Genomic DNA, 15,329 nt, shown 5'->3' on the forward strand with positions numbered 1-15,329 from the left:
CACCTATGGCGTGGCGTCGAAGGCGAGTAGCGCCGCACCTGCGAGGGTGGCCTGGTCGGTGAGTTCGGAGGGGACCACACGTAATTCGCGGAGGAAATTCAGCCGGGCGCGGGTGGCGACGGTGTCGAGGAGCGGTTGCCAGAGGTGGTCGCCGGATTGCGCGAAGCCGCCGCCGACGACGACCAGGTCGATATCGAGCAGGGCCGCCGCCGAGGAAATCGCTTGGCCCAGAGCGGCTCCCGCGCGGTGCAGGGCGGCGATCGGGATCTCCTCCCCCGCTCGCGCCGCTGCCGCCAGCTCAATTCCGGTGCTGCCGGTCCAGCCCTGTCGCCGAGCCCAGCGCACCGAGGACGGTCCGCTCGCCACGGCCTCCACACAGCCGAATCCACCACAGGCACAAGGCTCTTCATGCCCCGGCACCAGGATGTGCCCGAAGTGTCCGGCGTTGCCGGTGCGGCCGACCACCACTCGGCCATCCGCGATGACCCCGCCACCGATACCCGAGGACACAGTCAGGGCCAGGAGGTTCTGTACGTCCCGCGCCGCACCCATCCGATGCTCCGCCAGGGCCAGGCAGGCTCCGTCGATGGCAAATCGAATCGCGGCGTCCGGGAACAGTTTTCGTACGCCCGCGACGATCTCGAACCCATCGGCCCATTCGGGGATATTGATCGGCCCGGCAATTCCGGTGCGCACATCCACCGGTCCGGCCGAGCCGATGCCGACCGCGGTCACATCAGCACCCGCGGCGACCTCGAGGAGTAGCGCCCAGCAGGCGTCCCACACGCCGGACTCCGGAACCGGGATCCGTCTGGGTTGCACCGCGATTCCGTTCAAATCGACCTGTGCGGCAGCGAATTTCGTCGCGCCGATATCCAGCGCCAGTTTCACCATCGCCGGTCAGGGCTGGTCTGCGGAGTCCACGAGATGTTCGAAGGCACGCAGGTTCTTCAGCGATTCCCCGCGCGAGACCCGCCATTTCCATTCCCGGCGAATGGATTCCGCGAACCCGAGTTCGAGCAGCACATTGAAGTCACCGTCGACGGCCTCGAGGATTTGACCGAACCAGCGGTCGAGTTCGTCGGGAGTGACCGATGTGATGGACATGCGGCCGACGAGGTAGATATCGCCGAGATTGTCCAGGGTGTAGGCCACGCCGTAGAGGCGGCGGTTGCGCCGCAGCATGAATTTGTAGACGCCCTCGAAGTTTTCGTCGGGTTTGCGGCAGACGAAGGACTCCATGCGCACACCGTGATTGCCCACGGTGACAATGACATTGGTCTTGAGTTTGCGCTCACCGGGCAGGACCGCGACGAACATATCCTCGCGTTCGCGAGTGTATTCGATATCGCGGTCGCGCAGGGTGTCGTCGATGAGTTGCGCCGTGGCGCGGGCGCTGTCGTTCATTGTCGAGGTGGGCAAATTCGGGTCACTCATCGGCGAACTGCTCCCATCCGACGCCGCCAAAGCGCCCGCGATCTGGCCTGATTGCTGTCGGTGACGACCGTACTCCGTCGGATACGGGTGTCACGTAATCCGGCCAGGGCGGCGGAGTAACTGTCGAGCAGGCCATCGGCGGTATGTGCCCAGGAGAAGTTGGCGGCGTGGTCGACCGCGGCCGAGCCCATTTCACGCAGGCGAGCGGGGGTGTCGAGCAGGGAGCGCAGCGCGGCGGCCCATTCGTCGGTGCGGTGCCCGGGCACGAGGAGCCCGGAGATGCCGTCCTGGACGGCGGTGCCGAGGCCACCGACATCGGCGGCGAGCACCGGCGTGCCACTGGCCTGGGCTTCGATGGCGACCAGTCCGAAGGATTCGTTGTAGCTGGGCACGGCGACCAGGTCGGCGGCGCGGTACACCTGGACGAGCCGGTGCGGCGGCTGCGGCGGCAGGAAGGTGACGCGGTCGGCGATGCCGAGGTCGGCGGCCAAGTCGATGAGCGCGTCCGGGCGTTCCAGGCCGGTGCCGGACGGGCCGCCGACAATCAGGACGCGCAGCGGGCGGTCCGGTTCCTCGGCGAGGACGCGGGCGGCGGCTCGGACCAGGACGTCCGGGGCCTTGAGGGGTTGGATGCGGCCGACGAAGGCGACAATGCGCTCATCGAGGGGTAGGCCGAGTTCGATGCGGGCTGCGGTGCGGTCGCCCGGGCGGTAGCGGGTGAGGTCCGCGCCGGGGAGTACGACGTCGATGCGATCCGGGTCGGCGCCGTAGAGCTGGACGAGTTCGCGGGCTTCCTCGGCGGTATTGGCCACCAGACGGTCGGACTCCGCCACGATCTGCTTCTCACCGATCTCGCGGGCAGCGGGTTCGGGGGTGTCGCCCTCGGCGAGGTGGGCGTTCTTCACGGCGGCGAGGGTATGTGCGGTATGCACCATCGGCACCCGCCAGCGATCACGGGCCAGCCAGCCGACCTGCCCGGATAGCCAGTAGTTCGAGTGGATCAGGTCGTAGTGCCCCGGCTGATGCCACGCCTCGGTGCGCAGTACCTCGGCCGCGAACGGACACAGCTGGGTGGGCAGATCATGTTTGTCGAGGCCCTCGAACGGACCGGCCACCACATGGCGCACCAGCACGCCGGGCGCGGCTTCGACCACGGGTTCGTCATTCGAGGAGGTGGCGCGGGTGAAAATCTCCACCTCGGTGCCGCGCCGCGCCAATTCGATGGCGGTCTGCAGCACGTAGACGTTCATGCCACCGGCGTCACCGGTGCCTGGTTGAGCGAGGGGGGAGGTATGCACCGACAACACGGCAATCCGATGGGGCCGTAGGTCGCTGCGTTGACTCACTCAACCAGTGTGCACGCGGCAGGAATCGGTCTGTACATGAGTTCCCCCACCAAGTGACCTGGTTCACAAGGGAATTCGAGTAGCCCGATTGACGGAACCGAACGGTCGGCGCGCGATTCGCCCTGGTCAGCGAAGCGTAGTGACGAACTCGGTGACCTCGGCCACGAAACGCTCCGGATCCTCGACGAACAGACCGTGCTGAGCGTCGTCCCAGTAGGAAGTGGTGGATTCGGGAGCGGTGTCGGCGATATATCGACCGCTCTCGATCGGGACGACCGGGTCGGCGGTGCCGTGCATGACGAAGACCGGGATATCGAGGGCGCGCAGCGTCTCGGTGTTGTCGGTGGTGCGGTAGAACAGCGCCTTGCGCACGCGCGGCAGCGTGGAGAGGCTGCCGCCGAACAGGCGTTGCGCATCCCAACCCTTATCGCGGCCCGGGCCGGTATTGGCATTGCCGAAGGCGGCGAAGCCGCGCATAGCGCGTCCGGCGCTCTCCTCGAAGACGTCCGGGATGGCCTTCTGCATGGCCGGGCCGGGTTCTGCGCCCGGGACACCACGGCCGATGCCGGAGAGCGAGCCGGTGTAGACAATGCCCGCGATAGCGCTCGTGCCGTAGGTGGCGAGGTAGTCGGTGGCCACGATCCCGCCGTAGGACCAGCCGACCAGGACGGCATCCCTATCGATGCCCTCCCCCGCCAGCACGGCGGCGACGTCGGCGGCCCAGTTCTTCGGATTGTCGTACCCGTCCTCGGGCGCATCCGAGTACCCGTGCCCGCGTAGATCCACGGCAATGACCCGGAAGGTCTCCGCGAGCATGTCTCCCGCGCGCCCCCAGCAGCGCAGGTTTCCCGCCCACCCGTGCAGCAATACCAGCGGTCGCCCATCCACCGGGCCGTCCACCCGGTAAACGATGCTGGTCCCGTCCGCGCTGAGGACTTCCCGAATCGCCATACCCGCCAGGCTAACCGTTCGTTTGGCGAGCAATCGACCGGTAGGTTCACTCCCTCCCCCTTCGCCGCCACCCGAGGGGTTGCCGCCGCCTGAAACACCTCCGCTTAAGCTCAGCGTTTATGAGCAGCACTCGCACCGCCGTCGTCACCGGCGCCAGTTCGGGCATTGGAGAGGCCACCGCCCGCCAACTGGCCGAGCAGGGCTATCACGTCTATGTGGGCGCTCGCCGAGTCGACCGCTTGGAAAAGCTGGCCGCCGAGATCGGCGGCACCGCGCTGCCCCTCGATGTCACCGACGAGGATTCGGTCAAGGCATTCACCGATGCCATCGGAAATGTGAATGTTCTGGTCAATAACGCGGGTGGCGCGAAGGGGATGGCGACCGTCGCGGATGCCGACCTCGATGACTGGCGCTGGATGTGGGAAACGAATGTGCTCGGCACACTTCGCATTACCAAAGTGCTGCTGCCGAAGTTGATCGCCTCCGGTGACGGCCTGATCGTCACCATCACCTCGGTGGCCGCACTCCAGGCCTACGACAACGGCTCCGGCTACACCACCGCCAAGCACGCCCAGGCCGTCCTGCACCGCACCCTGCGCGGCGAACTCCTCGGCCAGCCCGTGCGACTCACCGAAATCGCCCCCGGCGCAGTCGAAACCGAGTTCTCCCTGGTCCGCTTCAATGGCGACGAACAGCGCGCCGCCAAGGTCTACGACGGCATCGATCCCCTTGTCGCCCAAGACATCGCCGAAATCATCGGCTTCGTAGCCTCGCGCCCGCCGCACGTGAATCTCGACCAGATCATCGTGAAGCCCCGAGATCAGGCCGAAGCCGGCCGCTTCGCCCGCCGTTCCTGACCTACGCTGCCGCTGAAATACGCTGCATCTGAAATATGAAATGAGCCCGGATCCAAGGGATCCGGGCTCATCAGCACCACGTACAGCCACTCCTCGTCAGGCGTGCCCGCACGCAAGGCTCATATTCGAACGCGCCTCGTCAGGCGTTCTCGAACGACACTCGAGTCAGAACGACGATCAGGGCAGAACCTGCGGCACAGCGTGCGGCGCGAGCGCACCGACCAGCAGCCCGAGTAGCGCACCATTCAACGCGCCACCAACGGCACAGGCAGGCGCCGCAACACTTCCGGCACCCGGAACCAACATGCAAATGACCGCGTGCACGATGGCCCCGGCACCCGCACCCGCGGCCACACCATTGGCCAGCGGATCAGAGTTCTGCGCATTGGGATCAGTAGCGATATCCCCCGCCACCGGAACCGAAACCGACTGCACCACAGCCGGCTGCTCCAACGCCACACCCGGATCAGCCGAAGCCACACCCGTAGCCGCGAAAATCGCAGCCCCCGCGAGCACTCCAACGAGCACCTTACGACCAGCATTCTTGAACGTACGACGAATCACTTTATCCTCGATCTCCCCGACCCCCACCGCGCCGAATGCGCTGGCTGGTAATGGAACACGCAAGATTTAGCTGATTCGAGTACTCGAAATCAAGTATGGATGCCCTTGCCGGACAAGAGGTGTGGAATCCGGGCCGCCTCGAATCCCGATTCACAGCATCTCCAATCCACCCAACCTGGACATATGCCCATCGAATTACTAAGCGGCGGAACAACACTCATAGTCAGCATGTTGTCAATATGTCACATATCTCATCATAGTGAATCGAAGTACGCACCGCGCCAACACATTTCCGACACACAAGACGCCGAAGCCTTCGACTTTGCGCTCGCGCTAGTGCGGCATCCAGCAACATTCGGGGTGCGTCCTGCCCGTCATTCCGGCGTGCGTTTGGCCGGAATCCACACACCGAGCAGTGGAGCCCGGCTCAAAGCGTGCCGGGATGACGAATGGGTCCACCCCCGAAGTATGTGACACCGCACGGGCCAGCCCGAAGACGCACTCCTCGGCCACCCTGGAGACCAGGCATGTGTATCAAAGCCCCCCATCCAGGTCGGCAACAGCAGCTCATCCTATTGATGTCGACTTCACGCACTGACATTCGATCATCCGAGTACGAATGCCTGCACATCACTGCAGAATTCACCGGTGCCCAGGTAAGCGGGTGACATTTCAATAGCACTGAACCAGCGAAAAGCCGCGCTAGGGCTTCGTACCACGGTCGTGGAACACCCAGAAGGTGTCGGACGACTCACCGAAATCATGTGGACGGGGGTGGCCGAAGCGGCGATGGACGTGAGCCCGGGATCAGTCTGGTTCGCAGCAGTTGGGCTGGCAGCCAGCCTAACTCGGCACCACACCGACCCGATGCGCGAACTTGCCGAGTTCGCCGGTCGTCAGGTCCTTCCGCGCCTTGCGCATCATGTGCCCGACAATCTCGCGGACCGCCGTCATGTTCCGGACATGTTGGGGCGCAGCATGTTCAGCACGTAGCAGCATGTGCAGCGAGTCCTGGTAGTTCCGCTGCATGGCGAGCGCCCGACCGATTTCGACGAAGTACTGTGCGCGACGGCCTTCATTCGGCAGATCATTGGGACGCAGCTCCGGTGCGAGCGCGAGCACTTCACCCGGCTCTCGCCGTTCCATCGCCGCCGACATCCGCCACAGCCCGACATTGGCCGCACCGAAGCTGTCGTTGCGCGAAGCGGACGTGCTCGACGGCGCACTGTCGAGCCTGCTCGCCTGCTCAGCCGCCTCGACGAGATGCGGCTCCGGGTCACCGCCCATCGTGGCGGCCACCATCGAAGCCTGCAGATGCAGCATCCCGTACGTCTCGATATCGCCGACCGTGCGGACATCAGCGGCGATCTTCTCGGCTGTCCCCATGGTCGTAGCCAGTGCAGCGGGCAGAGCGCCCGGCCGGGACAACATGATCTGACCCTGGCTGAACGCGGCAGCGGCGAGTGGGGCCGGCTCTCCGACGTGCCGCGCGGCACGTTCCGCTTCCTGCGCAGCGGTCCAGGCGAGAGCGTGATACCCGCGTGCCCGCAGCGCCGATGCGACGCCGTAGGCGACCGTCCCGAACGCATCCCACGCGCGCTCGACGCTCGTTCCGTCACAGTCTCGAACGTGTCGGTACGCGTCGGTCAGCATCGGAACCAACATCGGCCCCAAAGTGGCGTAGTCGCAATCGTTGCGGATCTTGGTCGCCGTACGTGTGAGTGCGAGCAACTCGTCGAGGCTGTGCGGTGGGCGGGTGTCCGTCACGTTGCCCTGTGTCCACAACACGGTTTCGATCTCCGGCACCACCATGTGAAATTCGGCGGTGGCGGGGTCGAGCTTCTCTTGTTCATGGCCGGTCAGGTCGCCGACGGTGACGCCGAGCGCCGACGCCAGCGCGAGCAGCGTCCGACGCGAGTCGACCGGACGCTCGCCGTTCTCGTATTTGGCAATCGCGCCGCGGCTGAGATCCAGGCCGGTCCGGTCGGCGAGCATCTGCTGAGACCAGCCTCGACGCCTGCGGAGTACCCGCACCTGCTGCCCGACGTATCGGTCTTCGTCTACCTGAAATTCGCCCATGGCCCTGCCCTTTGACGGCATCCCTGAAGTCTCATGCTAGCCATCTGTCCCGCTGCCGGAGAGAAATGAAGAGCGACTGTCCCGCTGCGGGACAGAACCAACCGTGACGGCGGTCACTCTTGGATAGACCCCGATACCGAGACGGCAATGCTGGCCTCGCAACCCGCGCCGGGCCATCAGAGCACCCCTCGGTATCGGGGGCTTACCAAACTCCAAGCATCGGAAGGTAGGCCGATGGACCCGTTCCTCTCCATCCTCTCAGCCGCGGCGATGGCATGTGCAGTGGCAATCCAGCATCGCCGAGTAGGCGATATGGCCCGTCACCGCAAAGGTCCTTCCGTGCAACAGATTCAGGCACGGATCGAGCGCGAATACGCACGCACCTACCTCCCACTGCGGGGGTGGTGACCGTGGGCATTGTGGCGATGCCGGGCGATGCGAACGCAGCGACCATTCAGACGATGCTCAGCTGCACCAATCCATATTGGGCGCAGGAGAACCCGCACCGAGCCATGCAGGTACATATCGAGTGCACGGTCGGGGTGTGCGTGGCGAAGAGCGTCGCCTACGAAACTCTGCACCAGCAAGGCAAATTGGTGCCGGATTCGGGGAGGGTCTCGTGACTACGGTGCCACCCGCTGCCAGTGATTCGACCTCCGAGCCCCCGCGTGATGTGTGCTCACCCGAACTGCTGCGCCTGCTCGATGATGCTCTCGCCGTGGCGGATTCCGGCGGAGCCGAACAAGTCGGAATCGAACACATCGTGATGGCGATGCTCCTTCACGCCCGAAACATTCCCGTCCGCGCACTGCTCGACCTCAGACTCGATCCGTCAGTCGTATTCAGTCGACTGACGGAATTCGCGCGACGCGAAGTCGACGCCCAAACCCTCACGAACTGACTGGACCGGGACTGATCAGCCCGAGCTGTTGAACACCAGCCGTTGTGGTCTCATTGCGTATCGGGATAGCGGGACCAATATCGTTGTCCGACAACCGATCGAGCCGTCACTCCTTGCCAACAGCCCGGTCGACCGCCATCGCGACCAGTTCCCGAGCCTGATCCTCCGTGAAAATCCCTGGGAGCGTGAGCCTTTCCAGGATGAGCCAGTTCAGCGCCAAGTACAGGAGGACGACGGTGTCGGCGTCGCCGGGCATGGCGGAGTCGAGGTGGTTGGTGATGTTGAAGTCGATATCGGCTCGGACTCGTTGGGTGAGGAGGGTTTGCAGGGCGGGGCGGCGGGTGGCTTCGAGGCGGAGTTCCAGTTGGGCGATGTAGCCGGTGCGGAAGTTGGTGATTCGGTCGACTATTTCGGTCATCAGTTCGGTGATGGTTTCGCGGGACCTCGGGCCTTCGGCGAGGAGGGCCATGGTTTCGCCGCTGGGCTGGAGGCGTTCGTAGTAGCGGTTGCCCACCTGGACCAGGAGGTCGTCGCGGTTGGTGAAGTAGTTGGAGGCGGTGCCCGCGGGGACGGCCGCTTCCTTGTCCACCGCGCGGAAGGTCAGGCCGCGGGCTCCGTCTCGGGCCAGGACCTCGATCGCGCCGTCGAGCAGGGCTTGCCGGCGTTCTGGATTTGTTCGAACCACTTGACACCACTCCGTTCGTAGTACTACGTTTCACATCACTACGGACAGAGTACAACGATAGAGGCGGTAACCCCATGCGAAAGCTCAGCTACTTCGTCGGAATGTCCCTCGACGGCTACATCGCCGCATCGGACGACTCGATCGACTTCTTCCCGCTGGGTGCCGAGTTCCTGGCCTGGCTCGGGGCGGAGTACCCGGAGACGTTGCCGACGGCCGCGCGGCCACACTTCGGAATCTCGGATGACGCACCGAATCGGCATTACGACACCATTGTGATGGGGCGCGGCACTTACAGACCCGGACTAGCCGCAGGGCTCCCCAACCCTTACGCGCATCTGAAGACCTACGTCGTATCGAGCACGCTGGGGCAGACCGGTGATCCGGCGGTCGAGTTGGTCGAGAGCGACCCGCTCGGGCTGGTCCAACGTCTCAAAAAGGAAGAGGGCCTGGATATCTGGCTCGGCGGTGGCAAACTCGGGGCGCAGCTGATCGACGAGATCGATGAACTCGTCATCAAGAGCTACCCGGTGATCGCGGGCGACGGGGTGCGGGCCTTCACCGGCAACTTCAAGCCCACCAACTTCAAGCTGGAGCGCCGCAAGGACTTCGAGGACGGGACGCAGGTCAGCTGGTTCAGCCGCGCCTGAAAGTCTACGTCAGGCGGATGCGGAGGGTTTCATAGGTGGGGATGAAAACCTTTCGGCGGTAACGCCGTTCGACGATCTCGAAGGGGCGGCCGTCCGCTGTCAGTGCTCGCAGGAGCGCGGACAGCTCGGAGTGCACCAGTTGCGCGCCGAGGCAGAGGTGGCGGCCGCCGCCGAACCAGAGCTGGCGGGTTTCGGGAATGTAGTCACGGCTGATCTTGAAGTCGCCCACCGCGTTATTGATGGACCAGGTCAGGATTTTGACGTGCTCACCGGCTACGAGACGGCGGCCCGCGACTTCGACGTCGGCGGTGACCGAACGGCCCACCAGGTACGCGGGGCTGGTAACGCGGAGAGCCTCGCGGACGGCATCGGGGAGCCGATCGGGCGCGGCCAGGAGCGCGTGCTGTTCGCGGCTGTCGTGCAGGATCGCGACCATACGGGTCATGCAACTGGCCAGGGTGTCGGTACCCGCCACCGCCATGAGAATGGCCAAGCCCGCGGCGTGGTCCTGTTCCAAGCCCAGTTCTCGACAGCGGCCGAGGGTGGTGTTGCCGTCGGCGCGGGCATAGGCGGCGGGGACGGCGGCCGATAGCTTGGTGGCGAGGGTTTGGGCGCGGGCGAGGACGGCCGGGTCGAGGGTGGTGGAGGCCATGGTGCCGATACCGAGGTTCACCAGCTCTTCCACGTGGTCGAACAGGATTCGGAAGGGCTCGTCCTCGTCACCGTCGCAGCCGCCGTCGGTGAACAGGGCGCGAATATCGGCGGGTTCCATGCCGACCAGATCGGAGACGCTGCGCCCGACCAGGACCCGGGCCCGCTCGGCAATATCGACGGTCCGCCCCGCCGCCAGATTATGGGAGATCTCCCGCAGCGCCGGGCCGATAACCCGATCCACCAGGGCATCGGTGTGCTTCAGGGTGAACAGGTCGCGGACCTTATTGCGGAGATCGGTGTGCCCCGGCCCCTCGAAGAGGTCTTCCACCCAGTCGCCGATGACCTGCGCCCACCAGTGCCCGGCCGCACCCTCCGACACAATGCTGAAGTGCACGTGGTCGTTGTAGATCTGGCGAGCGACCGCCGGATCCGCCACGAACCAGCCGAGCTTCGGGACCTTGCGAATGGGGCGGGCGACTCGCCCTGCCAGGAGTAGCGCGGGGAGCCAGGGCTGGCCCGCGGCCAGGAGGGCCAGTTCGTGGCGTTTGGCGGTATCGAGCATGGCGACTCCTCGGTTCATGGGGGCGCGTCCGCCTCATTCGGGTGTCGTTACCTCAGGTAATCGGCCTACGCCACTATGGCGTTGCGTCGCAATGTAGTTCACATCACACGTTGTGACTTGGTGAATTTTCATACATGAAATACGCACACCGCTACGCTCGCCCGCAACCGTCGCTGTCTGGAGTGTTGAAGACATGGTGAAATCACGAATCGAAGCGGTGGGCGCACGGGTGCCCGCCGCCGAGGTGACAACTGCGGAACTGATGGAGCAATTATCCATCGAGAATCCGGTCGACCTGGAACGAGTGAGCGGGGTGCGCGCACGCCGCAAGTGCGCGGACGGGGAGGATTCATTCACCCTCGCCACCGCGGCCGCACGGGAGGCACTGGCGAATTCACGGTATGACGCCGCCGATCTGGATGTGATCATCTCCTGCTCCATCACCCGCATCCACGACGACGAGTTCACCCTCGAACCCTCTTTCGCACTCATGCTGCGCAACGAACTGGGCGCTCACCGCGCAATCCACTTCGACGTCTCCAATGCGTGCGCGGGCATGATGACCGGGGTTTTGGTTCTCGACCGCATGATTCGCGCGGGCATCGTCCGGCGCGGACTGGTGGTATCCGGGGAATCCATTACGCCCATCTCCGATACCGCGGTGCGGGAGATGTCGGAGAAGTACGACCCGCAATTCGCATCGCTCACCGTGGGCGATGCGGGTGCGGCGGTGGTGCTGGACGCCGATGGCGGTGCCGATGAGGGGATCGATTACATCGAACTCAATACCAGCGCGGCCTTCGCGCAGCTGTGTTTGGGCATGCCGAGTGATCAGAGTTCCGGTATCGCGCTGTACACCGATAACCGGGCCATGCACAACGAAGCCAGGTATTTGCTGTGGACCAACCGGCAGACCGACTTTCTGCGTGAACGCGGTAGCACTTTCAGCGACGAGAACTACGACTATGTGATTCATCATCAATTCAGTGGCCCCGCGGTGGAATTGATCAACAAGATCGCCGAGCGGGAATTCGATGCCGCCATGCCACCGGGGCTGGCCGTACTCGACCGCTACGGCAATACCGCGTCCACCTCGCATTTCGTGGTCCTGCACGACGCATTGAAGCAAGGGCGGCTGACCCCTGGCGCAAAGGTGCTGATGGTCCCCGCGGCGTCGGGTGTTGTGGCAGGGTTCCTGACGGTAACCCTCGGAGAGCTTCGGGTGGCATGAGTATGGGCATCGTCATTTCCTCGATCGCCGCGGTCACGGGCAGCGGCAGTTCCATCGAGCAGGCGGCGCGCGCCGCCAAGCAGGCCATCGCGTCCGCCGGATGCGGCCCGGAGCAGATCGACGCGCTGATCAATGTGGGCGTGTACCGGGATTCGAACATGGTGGAACCGGCCATGTCGGCGCTGATTCAGCAGCAGGTCGGGATCGGCCTCGAATACGGCAGCGGCGATGTGCCCTGTCTGTCGTTCGACCTCATGAACGGCGCGTGCGGGGTGCTCAATGCCGTGCAGGTGAGCCAGGCACTCCTGGAATCGGCTGCGGTGCAGCGGGTTTTGATCGTTTCCGGGGATGCGCATCCATCCGCGTCGGCCGAACCCGTGCCGGGCTTCCCGATCACACCCGTCGGCGCGGCCCTCATACTCGAAAAGGCTGAGGGCAGTGTGGGATTCGGCAGCCTGCATATCGGCGCTACCGAAGAACTGCCCGCGAAGGTCGGCTTTGTGAAACTGCGTGAGATGGGCGGTACGGGACGCTCCACCGTGGTGGTCGACCGCACCGACACCACCGTGGACGTGCTGCTCAAGCACGCCGTCGAATCCGCTCTGTCCGCGGTAGAGGTCGACGATATCGACATCACCCGTACGGTGCTGGTGTGCGGGCGGCCCACCCCGGACTTCCCGGAACTGCTGGCCGAACGGCTCGGACTGCCCGCCGACGCACTCTGCGCGGACAGCACCGACGGCGACGCGCACACCTCCGCGCTCCCGGTCGCCTACCTGACCGCGCGCGATACCGGACAGCTCGACGGACAGCAGGCCGTGCTGTTCGTGGCCGCGGGTGCGGGACCGACCGCCGCGGCCATCACCTATCGCCTCCGGTGACATCGTGAGATGCGCGACTAAGCCCGTGACCTCTGATAACACCGGCCGGATAACGCACGATCTCGACCCTGAGCGCATTCCACGCTCGGGCCATCGGGAGGGGATATGAGCAAACTTTGGGTCATCGTGCCCGCCTACAACGAGGAATTCGGCATCGGCGCGACCCTAGAGGCGCTCGCCCTGCAGGAGGACCCCGATTTCACGCTGGTCGTGGTCGATAACAACTCCACCGACGCGACCGCCGCCGTGGTCAAGGACTTCGCCTCCGCACAACCGGAGATGCGTGTCGTGCTCATCGACGAAGAGCAGAAGGGCACCGGAGCCGCCGCCGATACCGGCATTCGCTACGCCATCGCCGCGGGCGCGGCCCGGCTGGCCCGCACCGACGCCGACTGCCTGCCCTTCCCCGACTGGACCGCACGCGTCAATGCCGCGTTCGACTCCGGACTGCGCCTGATCAGCGGCCAGCTCATCCCCCGCACCGACGAGGGCGTGAGCTGGCTGGATCGGACCATCATTCGGGTCGCCCTGGAGGTGGCATCGACCTTCGGCAAATTCCGGCCCGGCAATCAGGACCCGCGCTACCTCGGGCCGTACGTTATGACCCCCGGCTGCAATATGGCGATTACCGCCGAACTCTACGAAGCCGCGGGCGGGTTCCCGCGTACCGCCATCGAAGACCTGCATGAGGACCGCGCGCTGGTGAATGCCGTCCGCATGCTGACCACCGACTACGGGTTGCGGCGCGATGTCCGCGTGCTGGGTTCCAACCGGCGGGTACGCGCCTGGGGCATTCGCAATACCCTCGCCTGGTACGCCGACCACCGGTACAAGCCGGAACTGGTGGATATTCGGTGAGCGGCCCCGGCTCGGACCACCACATACCCGAGGCCACCGCGCACACGCACGCCAACCCCGCAGCGGGCGAATCGGACCGCACGCCACCGCCGGAGCCGCACGCCTCCACCGACTTCCTGGACCTGCTGCGCGCCCGGGCCCGGCAGCACCCGGACGCGCCCGCACTGGGGATGGTCGGTGCCGAGCCGCTCAGCTATGGCGAACTCGACGCGCTCATCGGCACGGTGGCTGATCGGCTGCACGCCAATGGTTTCCGACCGGGTGATCGGATGCTGTTCTCGATTCGGCCCTGTGTGGATGCCGTCGCGCTGATATTCGGCACCATCGCCGCCGGGGGCACCATTGTCTTCGTCGACCCCGGTGTCGGGCCGGAACTGTTCGCGCGGCGTCTGGCGGTTGTCGAACCTACTTGGGCGGCAACCGAATCGCTGCTCTATCTGCTGAGCGGTCCACTGCACCGGATCGGTCGCGCACGCGGTCTCGCACTACCCGCGTTCGGGCGGCTGCCGGTGCGACATATTCACAGCGGACCACGGCTGCCGGGTACACCCGGATCATCGCTCCCGCTACGGCAGCTGTTCCGACACGGGCGAAACGGTGCGGTTCCGCAGCTCGAACCCGATACCGACGCGCTGATCGTCTTCACCTCCGGCACCACGGCCGATCCGAAAGCCGTTGTGCACACCAGAAGTTCGCTCGGTGCCGGATTGGCGGCAATGGCGGGGCGGACCACGCTCAGTCCGGGAACCCACCTGCATACCGAGCAGCTGATGATGGGCCTGCCCGCACTGATGGCGGGCGCGCGATGGTCCATGCCGCGCTATCCGCGCTTCGGGACCCATATCGATCCGGTCGAGTTCACCCGCGGCTCGGCTACCGCGACGCATGCCTTCTTCACGCCCGCGGATCTGGCGGTTGCGTTGGGAGCCATCGAATCCGGGAAACTGGCTGCACCGCCGGGACTCCGCGAGGTGTCACTGGGTGGCGCGCCGGTGACCACGGCGCTGCTGCGGCGCGCGAAAGCCGCTCTCCCGCAGTGTGAATTCCTCGCCATCTACGGTATGACCGAGATCCTGCCGGTGGCGGTGACCACAGGCTCCGCCAAAATGGAGTTCGAGGGTGCCGGTGATCCGCTCGGCGCACCCGTCAACGGTGTCGTCGCGCGCATTGCCGACGATGGCGAGCTGATACTTTCCGGTCCGAACCTGTCGCGTGGCTATCTGGGCGAACCACCGCTGGAGGAGATCCGCACGGGCGATCTCGCCCGAATCGACGGTGACACAATCATTTTGATCGGCCGCAAGAAGGACATGATGATCCGCGGCAAGACCAATATCTATCCGGGACTCTACGAACCCGCCATTGCCCGCGTAGCCGGCGTGCGACAGGCGATCATGGTCGGACTGCCCGACGAGATGGGCGATGAACGGATTCTGCTGGCCGTGGTCGCGGAGGGCGACGCGGAGGCTGTGCGGGCACGGCTGCAACGTGAATTACCGCAACTGATCGACACTTCGGCATTGCCGGACGAGATCGTGGTGGTCGATGCGATTCCGGTCAGTGGGCGGACGAGTAAGCCGGATCGGGCGGCATTGCGGGCACTGTTGCGCAACGGCCGGTGAGGTTCAGCTACCAGCTCGATACCTGCCTGGGGAGCCCGGCCTCCGCCATCACGG

Annotated in this window: 16 protein-coding genes; 8 read left to right on the top strand and 8 right to left on the bottom strand. The window is 65.1% G+C overall.

The genetic code is table 11. The features are described from left to right. Nucleotides 1-3 precede the first annotated feature (3 nt). The 4 genes from NU1_RS37335 to NU1_RS37350 all read right to left on the bottom strand — a co-directional run bounded on the left by NU1_RS37335 (nucleotide 4) and on the right by NU1_RS37350 (nucleotide 3,734). On the bottom strand, nucleotides 4-894 hold the full coding sequence (locus NU1_RS37335; RefSeq protein WP_067528970.1) for an ROK family protein: 891 nt from the start codon (nucleotides 892-894) through the stop codon (nucleotides 4-6). Between the two features lie 6 nt (nucleotides 895-900). After that, nucleotides 901-1,437 (bottom strand): type III secretion system chaperone family protein, encoded by a 537-nt coding sequence (locus tag NU1_RS37340; RefSeq protein WP_067528971.1) that lies wholly within the window; start codon nucleotides 1,435-1,437, stop codon nucleotides 901-903. Next, nucleotides 1,434-2,783, bottom strand: a complete 1,350-nt coding sequence (gene mshA, locus NU1_RS37345; RefSeq protein WP_067528972.1) for a D-inositol-3-phosphate glycosyltransferase — start codon at nucleotides 2,781-2,783, stop codon at nucleotides 1,434-1,436. The genes NU1_RS37340 and mshA overlap by 4 nt, the downstream gene beginning before the upstream one ends. Before the next feature lie 126 nt (nucleotides 2,784-2,909). After that, a complete protein-coding gene (locus NU1_RS37350) occupies nucleotides 2,910-3,734 on the bottom strand; it encodes an alpha/beta fold hydrolase (protein WP_067528973.1) in 825 nt (274 codons plus the stop codon). A gap of 119 nt (nucleotides 3,735-3,853) precedes the next feature. Here NU1_RS37350 and NU1_RS37355 point away from each other — a divergent pair, with 119 nt between their 5' ends. Further along, complete coding sequence (locus NU1_RS37355; protein ID WP_067528974.1) at nucleotides 3,854-4,591, top strand: SDR family NAD(P)-dependent oxidoreductase; 738 nt, start codon at nucleotides 3,854-3,856, stop codon at nucleotides 4,589-4,591. 177 nt (nucleotides 4,592-4,768) lie between these two features. On the opposite strand, the gene NU1_RS37360 is transcribed toward NU1_RS37355, so the two are convergent. Next, a complete protein-coding gene (locus tag NU1_RS37360; protein ID WP_157553515.1) occupies nucleotides 4,769-5,107 on the bottom strand; it encodes a hypothetical protein in 339 nt (112 codons plus the stop codon). Between the two features lie 891 nt (nucleotides 5,108-5,998). Further along, nucleotides 5,999-7,234, bottom strand: coding sequence for a helix-turn-helix domain-containing protein (locus NU1_RS37365; RefSeq protein ID WP_169815199.1), 1,236 nt, complete (start codon nucleotides 7,232-7,234; stop codon nucleotides 5,999-6,001). Nucleotides 7,235-7,644: 410 nt separating this feature from the next. On the opposite strand from NU1_RS37365, the gene NU1_RS37370 reads away from it, so the two are divergent. Both NU1_RS37370 and NU1_RS37375 read left to right on the top strand, forming a co-directional pair. After that, nucleotides 7,645-7,857, top strand: a complete 213-nt coding sequence (locus tag NU1_RS37370) for a hypothetical protein (RefSeq protein ID WP_157553517.1) — start codon at nucleotides 7,645-7,647, stop codon at nucleotides 7,855-7,857. After that, on the top strand, nucleotides 7,854-8,135 hold the full coding sequence (locus NU1_RS37375) for a hypothetical protein (RefSeq protein ID WP_157553519.1): 282 nt from the start codon (nucleotides 7,854-7,856) through the stop codon (nucleotides 8,133-8,135). The genes NU1_RS37370 and NU1_RS37375 overlap by 4 nt, the downstream gene beginning before the upstream one ends. Before the next feature lie 106 nt (nucleotides 8,136-8,241). On the opposite strand, the gene NU1_RS37380 is transcribed toward NU1_RS37375, so the two are convergent. After that, complete coding sequence (locus NU1_RS37380) at nucleotides 8,242-8,820, bottom strand: TetR/AcrR family transcriptional regulator (protein WP_067528979.1); 579 nt, start codon at nucleotides 8,818-8,820, stop codon at nucleotides 8,242-8,244. 74 nt (nucleotides 8,821-8,894) lie between these two features. On the opposite strand from NU1_RS37380, the gene NU1_RS37385 reads away from it, so the two are divergent. Then, a complete protein-coding gene (locus NU1_RS37385; RefSeq protein ID WP_067528980.1) occupies nucleotides 8,895-9,467 on the top strand; it encodes a dihydrofolate reductase family protein in 573 nt (190 codons plus the stop codon). Nucleotides 9,468-9,471: 4 nt separating this feature from the next. On the opposite strand, the gene NU1_RS37390 is transcribed toward NU1_RS37385, so the two are convergent. Continuing rightward, a complete protein-coding gene (locus NU1_RS37390) occupies nucleotides 9,472-10,701 on the bottom strand; it encodes a cytochrome P450 (RefSeq protein WP_245720489.1) in 1,230 nt (409 codons plus the stop codon). A gap of 175 nt (nucleotides 10,702-10,876) precedes the next feature. Between NU1_RS37390 and NU1_RS37395 the strand changes: the two genes are divergently transcribed. The 4 genes from NU1_RS37395 (at nucleotide 10,877) to NU1_RS37410 (ending at nucleotide 15,275) form a co-directional block, all read left to right on the top strand. Then, nucleotides 10,877-11,914 (top strand): 3-oxoacyl-ACP synthase III family protein, encoded by a 1,038-nt coding sequence (locus NU1_RS37395; RefSeq protein ID WP_067528982.1) that lies wholly within the window; start codon nucleotides 10,877-10,879, stop codon nucleotides 11,912-11,914. Then, the gene (locus NU1_RS37400) at nucleotides 11,911-12,795 is read left to right on the top strand and encodes a beta-ketoacyl-[acyl-carrier-protein] synthase family protein (RefSeq protein WP_067528983.1); all 885 of its coding nucleotides are present in this window, start codon (nucleotides 11,911-11,913) and stop codon (nucleotides 12,793-12,795) included. The genes NU1_RS37395 and NU1_RS37400 overlap by 4 nt, the downstream gene beginning before the upstream one ends. 105 nt (nucleotides 12,796-12,900) lie before the next feature. Continuing rightward, a complete protein-coding gene (locus tag NU1_RS37405) occupies nucleotides 12,901-13,653 on the top strand; it encodes a glycosyltransferase family 2 protein (protein ID WP_067528984.1) in 753 nt (250 codons plus the stop codon). After that, on the top strand, nucleotides 13,650-15,275 hold the full coding sequence (locus NU1_RS37410) for a class I adenylate-forming enzyme family protein (RefSeq protein WP_245720490.1): 1,626 nt from the start codon (nucleotides 13,650-13,652) through the stop codon (nucleotides 15,273-15,275). The genes NU1_RS37405 and NU1_RS37410 overlap by 4 nt, the downstream gene beginning before the upstream one ends. The last annotated feature ends 54 nt before the right edge of the window (nucleotides 15,276-15,329 follow it).

Origin of the sequence: Nocardia uniformis NBRC 13702, assembly GCF_001613345.1 — a bacterium.
Classification (GTDB): Bacteria; Actinomycetota; Actinomycetes; order Mycobacteriales; family Mycobacteriaceae; genus Nocardia; species Nocardia uniformis.